The organism is Candidatus Protochlamydia sp. W-9, from assembly GCF_001950615.1.
GTDB lineage: Bacteria > Chlamydiota > Chlamydiia > Chlamydiales > Parachlamydiaceae > Protochlamydia > Protochlamydia amoebophila.
On the sequence record NZ_BCPZ01000086.1, the window covers coordinates 53,013 to 66,646 of the forward strand.

The 13,634-nt window shown below is 36.8% G+C and carries 9 protein-coding genes; 4 read left to right on the top strand and 5 right to left on the bottom strand.

The features are described 5' to 3' along the window. Positions 1-19: 19 nt before the first annotated feature. Positions 20-4,543 carry a hypothetical protein gene (locus tag BU804_RS02425; RefSeq protein WP_075882840.1) on the bottom strand — a complete coding sequence of 1,508 codons (4,524 nt, stop codon included), beginning with the start codon at positions 4,541-4,543 and terminating at the stop codon, positions 20-22. 1,423 nt (positions 4,544-5,966) lie between these two features. Between BU804_RS02425 and menB the strand changes: the two genes are divergently transcribed. Genes menB through BU804_RS02445 form a run of 3 tightly spaced genes read left to right on the top strand, consistent with a single transcriptional unit; the run spans position 5,967 to position 8,870 of the window. Next, the gene (gene menB / locus BU804_RS02435) at positions 5,967-6,794 is read left to right on the top strand and encodes a 1,4-dihydroxy-2-naphthoyl-CoA synthase (RefSeq protein WP_075882842.1); all 828 of its coding nucleotides are present in this window, start codon (positions 5,967-5,969) and stop codon (positions 6,792-6,794) included. A 21-nt stretch (positions 6,795-6,815) separates the two neighbouring features. Continuing rightward, positions 6,816-7,718 carry a 1,4-dihydroxy-2-naphthoate octaprenyltransferase gene (gene menA, locus BU804_RS02440; RefSeq protein ID WP_075882843.1) on the top strand — a complete coding sequence of 301 codons (903 nt, stop codon included), beginning with the start codon at positions 6,816-6,818 and terminating at the stop codon, positions 7,716-7,718. A gap of 18 nt (positions 7,719-7,736) precedes the next feature. Beyond that, positions 7,737-8,870, top strand: a complete 1,134-nt coding sequence (locus BU804_RS02445; protein ID WP_075882844.1) for an AMP-binding protein — start codon at positions 7,737-7,739, stop codon at positions 8,868-8,870. An 8-nt stretch (positions 8,871-8,878) separates the two neighbouring features. On the opposite strand, the gene BU804_RS02450 is transcribed toward BU804_RS02445, so the two are convergent. Genes BU804_RS02450 through BU804_RS02460 form a run of 3 tightly spaced genes read right to left on the bottom strand, consistent with a single transcriptional unit; the run spans position 8,879 to position 10,368 of the window. Continuing rightward, on the bottom strand, positions 8,879-9,292 hold the full coding sequence (locus tag BU804_RS02450; RefSeq protein WP_075882845.1) for an acyl-CoA thioesterase: 414 nt from the start codon (positions 9,290-9,292) through the stop codon (positions 8,879-8,881). Positions 9,293-9,325: 33 nt separating this feature from the next. Beyond that, positions 9,326-10,054, bottom strand: a complete 729-nt coding sequence (gene ubiE, locus BU804_RS02455; RefSeq protein WP_075882846.1) for a bifunctional demethylmenaquinone methyltransferase/2-methoxy-6-polyprenyl-1,4-benzoquinol methylase UbiE — start codon at positions 10,052-10,054, stop codon at positions 9,326-9,328. Positions 10,055-10,098: 44 nt separating this feature from the next. Next, the gene (locus BU804_RS02460) at positions 10,099-10,368 is read right to left on the bottom strand and encodes a hypothetical protein (protein WP_075882847.1); all 270 of its coding nucleotides are present in this window, start codon (positions 10,366-10,368) and stop codon (positions 10,099-10,101) included. 362 nt (positions 10,369-10,730) lie between these two features. On the opposite strand from BU804_RS02460, the gene BU804_RS02465 reads away from it, so the two are divergent. Continuing rightward, the gene (locus BU804_RS02465) at positions 10,731-11,516 is read left to right on the top strand and encodes a carbonic anhydrase (protein ID WP_079988568.1); all 786 of its coding nucleotides are present in this window, start codon (positions 10,731-10,733) and stop codon (positions 11,514-11,516) included. A 91-nt stretch (positions 11,517-11,607) separates the two neighbouring features. On the opposite strand, the gene BU804_RS02470 is transcribed toward BU804_RS02465, so the two are convergent. Then, the gene (locus BU804_RS02470; protein WP_075882848.1) at positions 11,608-13,605 is read right to left on the bottom strand and encodes a DUF3604 domain-containing protein; all 1,998 of its coding nucleotides are present in this window, start codon (positions 13,603-13,605) and stop codon (positions 11,608-11,610) included. Between the last annotated feature and the right edge of the window lie 29 nt (positions 13,606-13,634).

Sequence of the window (13,634 nt, forward strand, 5' to 3'; positions counted from 1 at the left end):
TTTGTAATAACTGTTTCGATTAAATCGCTAATACTCGATAGCTTTCATCAAAAATAACTTCATGACTTAGCTCAGCAAGAGCTAGCCTTCCTCTTTTGTTTAATGGATTTCCGTAAAAATAAAACGTACTCAGAGTAGTATTGGAAGTAAGAGCCTGGGCAAACGCTTCGGCTCCACTATCACTGATTTGATTATTTTCAAGATAAATTCTCCTCAGAGTAGTATTGGAAGTAAGAGCCTGAGCAAGTGCTTCGGCTCCACTATTGCTTATTTGGTTATTACTGAGATCAATTGTTTTAAGAACAGTATTGGAAGCAAGAGACTGAGCAATTGCTTCTGCTCCCTCATCGCTGATTTGGTTATTTCCGAGTTGGAGGTGCCAGAGAGCGGTATTGGAAGCAATAGCCTGAGCGATTGTTTTTGCTCCCTTATCGCTGATTTGATTATTTCTGAGATCGAGTATATTAAGAGCAGTATTGAAAGCAAATCCATTAGCAATAACTTCCGCTCCCTCATCACTTATTCTTTTGTCAAAAAAGTTAAGCATGGTGAGGTTCGAATTATTCATATAAAGTTTAAATAATTGTATATGGTCAATTTCTAAAGTTTTTATTTCTCTTAAAGTTTTGCTCACTACTTCTTTTTTGATTGTTTCTAAATCTAACACCGGACATTTTGTGAAATTTCCTCTGACATAGGGAGCAAATGCTTTGAAAAAAAGCATTTTTAACTGGGGATTTTTATCTGCTTTTAGGGTATGCAAAAGAGGGGCATCTAACTGGATTGAGGCAAGCGTCTCACACCGCGTGAGTTGTAATTCTTCTAATTTGGCAAACTGCAAATAGGTCGGTGTAAGGGGAAAGCGTGATTTTTCAAATGCACGTAACTGCGCACAACGGTTTAAATAAAGCGTTTTAAGGTTAGGACAGCTCTTTTCAATTTCCTGAATGGTCTCTTCTTTAACAAAAGGGCAACCGCTTAAATTTAAATATTCAAGCTCAACATGCAAAAAAGATTTTAAAGTGGTGTGATCTAAAACAGCACAGTTCATCAAAGTGACTTTTCTGGGTCGAAGACCTTTATTTTTCATTAAAAAGATTAAGGCATTTAAAACGAGACCTTGCCGCTCTCGATCGAGACTTTTCCCTTTGGCCATGCGTTTAAAATCTGCTTCAATCCATTCCCCTTCTTTGTTTTCGCCAAACAGAACATGGGAAAAGCACCGACTTAAGGTAAAAGCAAAAAGCTCGCTTTGGGCTTTTTCGGGGGAGTATTCTTCGCGCTGTTGAATTTCTTCAAACGTTGGGGGCTTGCCAAAGCTGGCTGCGTCGGCTTGGGCGGAAGTGAGAGAAATGTCTACCTGACGATCGATCGCTTGTTGTAGCCTTTGTCTGGGATTTAAGCTGCTTGCGTTAGCTTGCTTATATTTAGAGTAAACCCAGCGGTCTAAAGCTTGCTTTTGACTGCCCCGCAAGTTGACGAGATAGTGTAAAAGATCGAGAGAGATGAGATCCTTTTTGTCTTTTAAGGCTTGGTTCAAGCAGTCTTGCAAATGGTAAAATTGAATAAGTAGATTCGTCACCGTCCCGCTGCGTAAAAGAAGCGTTCCTTTAAAGCGATCTTCACGATCTTCCTCATATAAATTTTTTTCCTCTTCGGTGGTAAAGAGGTGAAGAGTACGATAAGTCTCGTCTTTTTTGATTAAGTCTTCGAGCCAACTATTGAGGATGAGGTTGGGCTCTAAACGAAGAAAAGCCTGCAACACTTCAGGATCTAGGTGGTAGTTAGAAGGTAAGCAAAAAAGAGCTGAGGAAAAATGTACCTTATGTCCGACGAAGTGGTGGATGACGGGTTCTACAAAAGAAATATCGTTATCCACGCAGAAAATGCGTTGCGTCTCTTCTTCGACAACATAGTTGGGAAACCGTCCATCTCCTGGGCGGGTCAATAAGGCACACAGGCAAGCCCAGGTCAGTTGCTTGACATCTAGCTTTTCTGCGTTTTCTAATGTTTGCCCTTGAATTGTTTTTGAAATTAAGACGGGATAGATTTGTTTCTTTCCTTTTACGTCGACCTCAAAGCGTGCTAGCTCAGTCGGAGGACTTAGATGACCCGCAATGCGTGCCGTCAGCGCATGGATGGCATATTCCAGCAGAGGATGGGTTGGTTTTTGTTTAAAATGTAGATGGTAGCCTTCATAGGAGGCACCTACCACGCGGTGAGCGCTATTTTTGTATTGCCGTTTGAGATTGCCTGTTTCTTCTAAAATTTGTTCGCTTACTGCTTGTCTGAGATACCGGGGGGTATCAGGCAATGTCGGGCAGCGGACCTTGACTTGGAAGGGATCGTCTGGATTCGGCTGGTCGGTTGTCATCGCTAGAATCGCTTGTTGGAACCGCTCTTCTTCTAAGCGCTGACTTTGTCTAATCCCGCTTGGATTAGGGATAGAGGCAAGATAAGCGCTTAACGCAGCAAAGTTTCCCTGCTCTGCATAACTATTCAAAATATTAAGATAGATTTCTCTTAGAGGTTCTGTAAATGTCATCTGGGAAAGTTTGTGGTAGTAAACTTCATGCCAATGCCAAGCCTGATCAAACGCATTAGTTCGTTGTCTGGAAACTAGATAATGCACGAAATGAGCTATCCATGGCTTTAGATTTTCTATTTTATCGGGGTGTAGCTCCTCTTTATAATAAGCCTCTTGAAGTAGATCGATTTGTTGAAAATGAGAGTCCAGATTGGAAATACAATGCTTTAATTTGCGGTAAAGAGGGCGCAGCACAAGCCAATAAATTTTTGCAAGGATTTCTTTTTCACTACCAAAATCTTCTAGGCTAACGTCTTCTTTTTGTTCCTCATAAATAAAATGCAGGTCCACTCTTTTTAGGTAAATGGCTACGGCCGCTTCTTGCAATAAGAAGCCACTTTCGACCGTGAAAATTTCTTTTTTCACGAGTACGTCGATGAGGTCGAGGGTATTGGATTCTTCCATGCCAAAATAAAGAGATAAATCATTTAAAAGGTGATGGAGTAGCTCCATGTAGCTCTTTTTTAGATCGATGAATTTTTCTTTAAAGGGGTGACACCAAATCTCTTCATAGGTCTGTAGTCGATCTGTCAGCAGCTGTAGCGCCTGGCTCTTGCGCCTGATTTCTCTTGCTTGTGGCAACTCTTCATCGAGATAGGTGCGCATTTTCGTTTGGTAGAGGTCAAAGAGCGTAGGGGTGTTTTGATGTAAAGAAATTGTCTTACGCAGCGTATTACTAGGCGAATTAGAGGAATAGCCCTCCATTTTCTGCATTTGAGCCAATCCATCGGGCGTGTTGATAAGATCGATGACAACAGCTGGATTACCGCCAGAATCGATATGCAAACCGGAGCGGTGTTTAGCTGCGATGCAAGTAAAAACGGGCAAACCTTGTGCTGGATCTTCTCCTAAGCCTATCACCTGTAGCTCTAACAGGCGAGCTAATTTTACAAAGTACGGGCGATGCTCAATCCCTTCAATGAGAATGCACCATTCCAAGTCGGAGCGGGGACAAACCTCTTCTTTTGCCAAAGATCCCATCGCCCGTAAATTATATAAGCAAGGAGGATCTCCTAAAATGGCAAAGGCATCCTCGATTAAAGCGTGCAGAAAAGTGATCAAGCGCGCAGAAACTTTCCTTTGAAAAGTACGCACTTCTTCTATCTTAAACTTTTGCAGATCGATCATCTGATAGAACGTGTGAAAATCTTCGCGATAAGTATCTAGTTCTTTTCGATATTTAGCCGTGACAAAACAGTTAGTGGGAGGGGAGTCACTTTTTAAGTAATGGCGCATCGTTTCATGCAGAGTACGCAGCCCACTTGTCTCTATCCGTTCTAGTCCCCGTGTTATTAACGTATGCGAGACAACTGCATGCACTTGTTTATAGAATAATTTAATAAAAGCATACTTTTCACTCGTACAGCAAATAGGTTCAAAGCGCGTTTCGAGATTTGTGACGAGTTGCACGACTTGCTGGCTATCATTTTTCCCCACCGCTTGTTCTAAACGCTGCTTAAAAATGCCAAGAGATGTTGAAGCGGCTTTAAAAAGTCGCGAAGCTAAATATTGGAGATCTGAGGAATCCTTCGAGATAATCTGAGCTTTTCCTACATAGTGAATGGCATCGATGAAATATTTAATTTGTTTATTCTCTTGCTCCTCTTCTTTTCCTTTTTTATAGTGCCACTTGGCCAGCTCGATAGCCAGTAGCTGTTGGTGTTGTGTAAAACAAGAGCTTGATGTCATATAAAGTAGTAAACGTAAACTCTCTTCCACCTCTTGAGGAGCATTTATAACAGGGATGAGCGTGCAGAGGCAGTCAAAAGCCTTTTCAAGCACTTCTTTTTCTACATGAAGTGGTAAATAGGCCATGAAAACGTTAAACTGCTCGATGGCTTGGGAATATTTTTTCTTTGTGATAGTCGCCGCAATCGCATCGAGGCTATCTAAGTATCGAAATTTCGATGGTTGGTCACTAAACGATAGGGGTGAGAGAGAATAAGTGCTTTGCATGAATTGACTATCCTTTGGTTAAGAAAAATTCGTGCTAGGAGGATATTATCAGAAAAAAACACCCCAATTCAATTTAAAATTTGAAAAATTTACTATGAAGATTTAACAAAGAATGAAAAAAATTAGGTTGCTAGAATTTCGTCCAACTGTTTAAGCTTGTGAATCTAGACCCCTAATCGATCGACCCAAAATCTTATCAAGCTAAAAAATAAAAATTTTATTCAATATTTTACTTTTCAATTCCAACTTGTGACAAACCTTCTGAAATTCCTTCGCAGCTAACGAGATGCCTCTTTCAACTTTCCACCTCCGCTTTTATAGCTGAAACACTTTTCTCAATTACCCATCTGGGCTTTTTACGCCTATACATCCAGGGATAAATTTTACCCTTTAATAACTTGTCTTTTAAGTGCTCAGTATCATCACATCGCCCTTATTTGCTTCAAAAACTGGGAAAAACTCTAGCAAATTTCTGGCATTATCTACACGCTTTCCACCTTAACAGTTGATGTTGATTTCCAATTTCTCTTTTTCAGTAGTCATATTTAATTGAGTTTTTTCAACAATCATTCAAATTGTTTAAGAGCTTACGTAAACTATGGATTTGAACTAATCCAATTTCTTCCCGATTTTTATTAAACGCTTGCTGAGCTTGAGCAAATAATTTTTGCGCTTCTTCATAAAGTTTAGAGGTTTTATTTTTTTGTGATTCAAATTCACGTCCAATTTCAGCTACTAATAATTAAATATCAAAAAATTCTGCTGTCAACTTTTTCACACTTGAAATCATAAGTATAAAATTATCATTAATCTTCTTTAAAAATTTTCTATTGGCTTCTTCTAGTATCTAGATCATTTCTATTCCAGCTTGCGCAACTGAATAACCTGTTAAACTTTAAATTGATTGTTGACCTGAGCATAAATTCTAAAAAGTTCCTTTCCACTAGAACAAATGTTTTATTTTACTCGTGAGAAAATCTTCGTCAAAATATTTTTAACGCACTTAAAAAAACAGTACTTGTACATAAAATACAAGTGCTATGTTGGCTGATAAATTTATTGCTTTTTCTAGGCAAACAGCAGCCAAGCAACTTTTTCAGCTGCATTATAAATGCGTTAGGGGAGAAAATGCCTTTTTTTATCGATTTTCAATTAGACTAGATTTAATTATGTTCATTTTACCTTTTTTAATTCTATGTAAACAAGATAATATTAAAATTTAGTTATATAAATTCAAATTTTTTATTTATTTTATATAAAATAACACATTTAAAATATATAAAATTTATTTTAATTTTTATATTGGAAAACAAATTCAAGTATTTTGTGCATAAATACATAAAATGATATAGATCTTTTCAATCACAGATAATTCCATAGGAATTGTAATTGCATTTTTAGCATTTTAAGGATAAGAGGGGATATGTTAACGACAGTAAGTTGGGAAAAAATTAAAACTTATCAGGATATTAGGTTAGAAAAAACAGAAGATGGAATAGCAAAAATTACTATTAATAGACCTGAGGTGCGAAATGCTTTTCGTCCTGAAACAATTCAAGAAATGCAAGAAGCTTTTGATATTTGTCGTAATGACTCAACAATTGGCGTGATTATATTGACGGGAGAAGGGCCTCACGCGTTCTGTTCAGGAGGTGATCAAAGAGTTCGTTCAGAAGAAGGCTACATTGGACAAGACGGTGTTCCACGTTTAAATGTCTTAGACTTGCAAAAACAAATTCGCTCTTTGCCAAAACCTATCATTGCCATGGTGGCTGGTTATGCAATTGGAGGTGGACATGTCTTACACATCGTTTGTGATTTAACAATTGCAGCAAATAATGCACGTTTTGGGCAAGTTGGGCCAAAAGTTGGATCATTTGACGGTGGATTGGGAAGCAGTTATTTAGCTCGTATTGTAGGGCAAAAAAAAGCGCGAGAAATTTGGTATTTATGCCGTCAATATGATGCTAAAGAAGCTTTAGAAATGGGACTTGTCAACTGTGTTGTCCCTTTAGAGCAGCTTGAAAAAGAGACTTTAAAATGGTGTCGTGAAATTTTACAGCATTCTCCCTTAGCTCTTCGTTGTTTAAAAGCTTGTTTGAATGCTGATTGTGATGGACAAGTAGGCCTTCTTGACTTAGCAGGTAATGCGACCATGCTTTATTACATGACTGAAGAAGCTCAAGAAGGGAAACAAGCATTTTTAGAAAAACGAAAGCCTAATTTTAATCAATTTCCTCGGTTACCTTAAAAAAAGGTAAAGGTGTTTCTAATGATTGATCAATTGACAAGGCTAAAGCCATGGATGTTGGCAAGCAGGCCAAGAACTTTACCGATTTGTTTAGCGCCTATCATGGTAGGAACTTTTTTGGCGTTTGCTATTGTGCAGAGAATCGACTGGTTTTTAGCAACTTCCTCATTTTTAAGTGTATTATTCTTACAAATTGGAACGAATTTAGTCAATGATGCCCTTGATTTTCCAAAAGGAGCGGATACAAAAGAGCGTTTAGGGCCGAAAAGAATGACTCAAGCAGGCTTACTGTCATTTAAACAAACTTTTAGAGGTGGATTGATGTGTTTTGGAGTAGCCACCTTGATTGGTACTCCTTTAATGATAACAGGGGGATGGCCCTTTGCCGCTATTTTATTTTTTTCTATTCTGTGCGGTTATCTTTATACGGGAGGTCCCGTTCCATTAGCTTATCATGGTCTTGGGGAGCTTTTTATTTTTATTTTCTATGGACTCGTTGCCATTCCCTCTGCTTTTTATTTGCAAACAAAGTTTGTCAATCAAACAGTATTTATTGGTGCGATTCAAATGGGATTTTTAGCCATGATTCCTAATGCCGTGAATAACTTAAGAGATAGACAAAGCGATGCGAAAGTTGATAAAAAAACGCTTGCGGTTCGTTTTGGAACAACATTTGCATGTTGGGAAATTACTTTCTTTGCAATTATTCCTTTCATTATCGGCATTGCTTGGTGGTTTGTTAACCAACCTTATTTAACACTATTTCCTTTAGGATCATCGCCTCTCGCTTTTCGATTAATCAAAACAATTTGGGAAACTAAACAAGGAACTTCTTATCAAGCTAGTTTTGCGCAAAGTATTTTGTTAATTTTTAGTTTTGGTTTATTGTTGGCCGTAGCTTGTTTGATGCGTATAGCCGAATAAAAGTTGGAAATAATTTGTATGAAAATTGATTGGATAAGTTCCGAATCAAGAGTTTTTTTAAATCCCAGTTATGGCGTTGAAAAACAACAATTTTACTTAAAAATACTCAAGGAAACTGAAAATCTTGATAGCCACTTTTGGCTTTCTACGTCAGGTTCCACTAGCCAAAAATGGGTTGGTTTATCCAAAAAAGCAATTTTAGCTTCCGCTGAGTCTGTGAATAAACATATTGAAGCCAACTTTTGTGATCGCTGGGTGACTGCCTTACCCGATTTTCATGTCGGGGGACTTGGAATTTGGGCTAGAGCCTTTTTGAGTGACTCTCAGGTTTTTGATTTTAAAACAATTCAAAATGGGAAGTGGGATCCTAAAATTTTCTGTAGTTTTGTAAGGGAAATGAAAGGAACTTTAACGGCTTTAGTCCCGACTCAAATTTATGACTTAGTGCAATTAGCTTTACCAGCTCCCAATAGTTTAAGGGCCGTTATAGTAGGAGGGGGAAGGTTGTTACCTGACTTATATAAGAAAGCTGTTGAATTAGGATGGCCTTTAATGCCAAGTTATGGTTTGACAGAATGCTGTTCTCAAGTCGCGACAGCTACCCTTGGAAGCTGGCAGTTTTCCACTTATCCCTCTTTGCAAATTTTAACTCACATTAGTGTGAGAGAAAGAGATGGACATTTGGAATATAAAAGCCCTTCTTTACTTACCTGTTATGCCTATTTTGAGCAAGATCAAATTTATTTACACGACCCAAAAGTTGAGGGGTGGTTTAGATGTGGGGATCTAGGCAATCTACAAGGGAATATATTGAATGTGAAAGGTCGCTCTGATCATTTGCTTAAAATTGGGGGGGAAAGTGTTGATTTGAGTCAATTAGAGGCTCATTTGGAATCAATTTTACTAAAAAATTCTTCTGCTGGAATGGCTGTCTTAGTGGCGGTACCAGATGAAAGATTAGGAAATATTTTATATTTAGCTGTTGAACAAAATAAGCGGGAGATATTAAAGCCATTAATAGAATTTTATCAGCAAACAGTTCTTCCTTTTGAGCGGATTCGAAACGTTATTGCTGTTGAAAAAATTCCCCGTTCACCTCTAGGGAAAATATTAAAAAGCGAGCTGATTAAATTAATAACTTTGAACGAATAAACAAATTCTCAAAAATATAATTCTAATTGGCTTTTAATTTCATTGGGGATTAGAAGTTTATCCTTACTTTGTCGATTACAAAATACGTGAATGGTTTTGACCATGCAACAAAGTTGATCATTTTGAATAAATTCATAATGAACAGAAAAAGAGCTTTGTTTAATTTCTCCAATGTTTAGTTGAACTTGACACGAAAGTCCTGCTAATAAAGGAGCTTGGAAAGAAGCTTCAGCGTTTTTGATAGGGACAATCCAAGAGGGATTTTGAAACCATTTTGCCCACGAGCAACAAAGTGCTTGTACGACGAAGCTTTCAAAAACTTGATGAGCTAAAGTAAAGGTATGTCCAAAAAATAGAATCCCTGCGGCGTCTACATAATGAAAAGGAATGAAAATTTCTTGTTTAAAACTAACAGAGGGCATCTTTTCTCAACACGGAATATGTTTATATATCGTTTATTTCATGGGTTTAAAACCAGTAATGATCGTTGCAATACCTCCTGCTAATGAATAACGACTCGTATTAATGAATCCCGCTGTTTTTACAAGTTCTTCCAATTCACCTGGGGGAATGAAAGTATGGATGCTTTTTCTTAAATATTGATAAGCATTTTCATTGGCCGTTAGCCATTTTCCTAATAATGGAAGTAATGTCTTTAAATAAAGTTGATGCCCTATTTGAAGAAATTTATTTTCGGGTCGTGTTAATTCTAAAATTCCCAGGCAACCACCGGGCTTTAAAACTCGATAAGTTTCTTGAAGAGATTGAAGAGGGTGGTGAATATTACGAATTCCATAAGCCATCGTCGCACAATCCATCGTTTGATTCGAAAAAGGAAGGCGCTGAACATCTGCTAAAACGTATTGAAATGAGTGAGGTGTTTTCCCAAAACTTTTTGCTTTTTCTTCAGCACAAGCTAACATTTCAGAAGAAAAATCAACTAAATAGGCTTGACAAGGGGCTGAAACTTGGTTGAGATAGCTAAAAGCTACATCTCCTGTCCCTGCACAAAGATCAAGCAAGGTATGAGGAATTTGTTGGGATTGAACTTTTTTGACAAGTTCTAGATTCCATCGTCTATGAAGACAGAAGGAAAGAACAGCATTTGTCCGATCATACTGTTTAGCAATACTATTAAACATGATTTGGATCGTCTGAGGGCGATTTTTATTGTAGGTCGACATGAAAATAGCCTCGTATTTAAAAAATCTAGGAAACAATCATTTTTTTATTGTTTGGATAAAGGATTATTTAATTCATCGGAGGTTTCTTGTAAGTTTTCCTTCATTTCAAGAATGTTTTGTTCGAGGGAATTTGAACAAAGATCGCACGAAAGTACTGATCCACAAGTATCCTCTCGTTTTTGATGAGGATCTCTACCGCAAGCTCCTCTTTCAATTTTTGTCTTGCCTGTAATCAACCAACCAATAGCTAAACAAGCAATTGCGATAACAATCACTACAAAAGCAATGACTAAAGTAACAAATAAATTGGACACTCAAATCTCCTGGTAAATTTGAAGATAAGATAGCAAAGGAGGGGATAGTGTGCAATCTTGAATCTTATAGCTTGGCCATTTCTTAGGAATTCTTTTTGCTTTAGCAATCTGTGTTTAAATTTTTTTGCTAAAATTTAGTTTTTTCTGACATTGTAAAATACAATTGAAGCATAGATAGAATGTTTTAGCTTGCATACTTAATAAAATTTTTTTATTTAATAAATTGTTTTTAGAAATATTTTATTTCGATTTAACTAGGTATGTTGAATAAGATAAATTTAGTTCGAATTTGTTTTGAATAGATAGCGATAAATATAAGATGATGACTATCAGATTTTATTATCCCAAACCAGAGGAAAGATATGAAACTTCAGCTATTTTTATTTGCAACTATTTTGAATATTTTGCCGCTAGTTTATGTGTCCGCAACTGAAGAAAAAAAGTCTGCCAATAGTGAAATACCACAAACCCAAGATCTGGTTAATCAAGTCCTTACATTTGCAAAAAATCATCAAGACTTTAAAAATCTTTATTTTAAAGAACATGAGCATGAATTTATTCGTTTAGCTGAACAAGGGCAAAATCCCCATACGTTATTTATTGGCTGTAGCGATTCTCGCATGGTACCAGATTTGATTTTAGGGACAAAACCTGGAGAATTATTTGTTATTCGTACGGCAGGAAATTTTGTGCCTCCTTATGATCAAAATGGTTGGGATGGGGTTTCTGCCACTATTCAGTATGCTCTTGAAGCTTTAGATATTAAGCATATCATTATTTGTGGTCATTCGCATTGTGGAGCTATTAAAGGTTTATTTCAGACGATTAATTCAACTCAGCTTGGCATTTTAAAGCGATGGCTTCAATTTGGTAATGAAGCTAAAGAGACTACAATGAAAATTGTTAAACCAGAAACGTCTGAAAAAGATTTGTATACTGTTGCAGAACAAATCTCAGTGGTGTATCAACTAGCACATCTTATGACATTTCCCGCTATTAAGAAAAAAGTAGATGAAAAAACTTTAGACTTGCATGGTTGGTATTACAAAATAGAAACAGGAGAAGTTTCATATTATGACCCAGAAACTTTTGTTTTCAAACCTTTAAAAAAGTTAAAAGCTCAAGATTTTCAGTCGATATTGAATTAATTTCATTTTATTAAAAACAACTCTGTTTAGATTCAATTAAATCTAAACAGAGTTGTATTTAAATAATTAAAGTTGGGAGATGACTTAGCTTTTATTCTTCGTAATCATCAAAATCGTCTTCCTCATCATCTACATCAAAATTCTCTTCTATAAGAGGTTTTTTTGGAGCTATTTTGTGGTTTATTTTTTTTGCTGCCTTAGGGATAGCAGACAAGGGAATGTAATCAACCCAAATAGGAGAGCTCCAAGCGATATGACCGTCTTCTTGTATTGCTCTGAGGTAATAATAAACAAACGGTGGTTTTTTATCTTTTGCGTCAACGCAAATTTTTTCTAATGAAGATAAATCATCAAAAGTAAATTCAAAATGATAATCATCAGGCTCGTATTGTTTTAAAGCTTTACCATTACGAATAATTTCTACTGTTTTTAATTTTGTGGTTCCGGCTACATACCCTGATAAATGACGGTTGACTGCTAAACCAGGTTTTTCCATCGTACTAATCTCTTTACCCATTGGAATTCCGGCTAAATAGAGACCAACAATCATTCTTTCCCCAGTTGTGGCGTAACAGGAACGCTGGTAGAGAGCTTCAGCTAAAGCTTCTCGAGAATGAGAAGAAGCAATGATAGCTGTCAAACCAGGAGAGTACTGCTCTTGATCGCTTTCGTATAATCCACTATAAATGCCTCTATCATCTAATCCACCTGCTGTAAATCCAAAACGACAATTCTTTGAAAGAGCTTTTTGAATCGATCCTTCAGCTGTCTCTTGTACTCCGTTTGAATTCGATTTAATAGGGCGAGTATTTCCTTCTTTTTTAGTGGTTTCTGAAGAACCCCAGGCGTTATAAATTTCAACTACTCGCTCATAATCTGGATCGAAATTCTCAAAATTATACTCCATCCCTTTTGCCATTGTAAAACAAGGAATTGAAATTAATTCTTTTGGAGAAAAACTTTTGTAGATTTTTTTGAGAGTATTATATTTTAAATCTTTTTTTCGAAGAATAGGCTTATTTTCTTTTGAGTAAACAAATAATCTTATCCCTTCTGACTTGTTTTCCCCACTCCATTGAAAGCCTAATAGTGTGGAAAACCGCTCATCTTCATCAAATTCTGAAACGTTTTGAGAAATCAACTTCCACATATCATTAGAAGTCTCTTCTTGACTTTCAAATGGAGATACTCCGAAATAGTTAAATGCTTTATCGTCACGAAAATGTCGCATACAGTTTTCTATGTTTTCAGTCGAATCAAAGCGATCAGATTCTCCATGTAGAAGGCCCCAGAATAGATGTTTATTATTGTCTGAAAAACATCTAATAGGCGCAGAGCGAAAAATTTGATTAGTTTTTGTATTCAATAGTTGAATTGTATAAATTCCTTCTTCATTAAAATAAAGATTGGGGAGAGTGATAAATCCCGTTTCAGGAATAAATAATTTCCAATTTAAATTTTCACGCAAATGTTCATGAGATAATTCAATTAAAGTGTCTTCAGGAGCATTATTAGTCAGATTTCCATATTGATCTTCGAATCGAACAACAACATCGAAGCGTTTATTTTTAACTACAAATGAAGGCGTTAAAACGCGTATATTAGCTAAATCTCCTCCTCGAATGTCCAGTGAAAAAGTTTCGGGTTCATCATAATTGCCTTTACCAGTGGAATCTATGTACAGGAAAAAAGGTTTTCTTCGTTGCGCACTTGTTTGAGCACGAATTGTTCCTTGCCCTTTTTTTCCAACTTCGCCATCTTTCGCTCCCAGTATAATAGTAAGGTGTTCACCCGCTTCTAGAATAGTAGGGAGAATAAATTCATAGTGAGGTGCAAAACTATCAGGAACCTCAATTTCTGTGGCTTGAAGAATTTTGCCATTCTCCATCTTTGCATAGATAACGCCGCCATTCTTTTTCATATTTACGCTAGGAATTTCCCAGTCTATTTCTCTTCCTTTGGATTGGAGATCAAACTTAAAGCGGGTTCCTTTAGGCAATTTAATGGAAGGTGTATAGATAAATTTCCATGTTCTAGTTTCACCTGCAGATGCATGTGCGGGTTCGCAATAACAGATCGATCGACGCATGAAAGATGAACTCCCTTTAGATCTTAAAT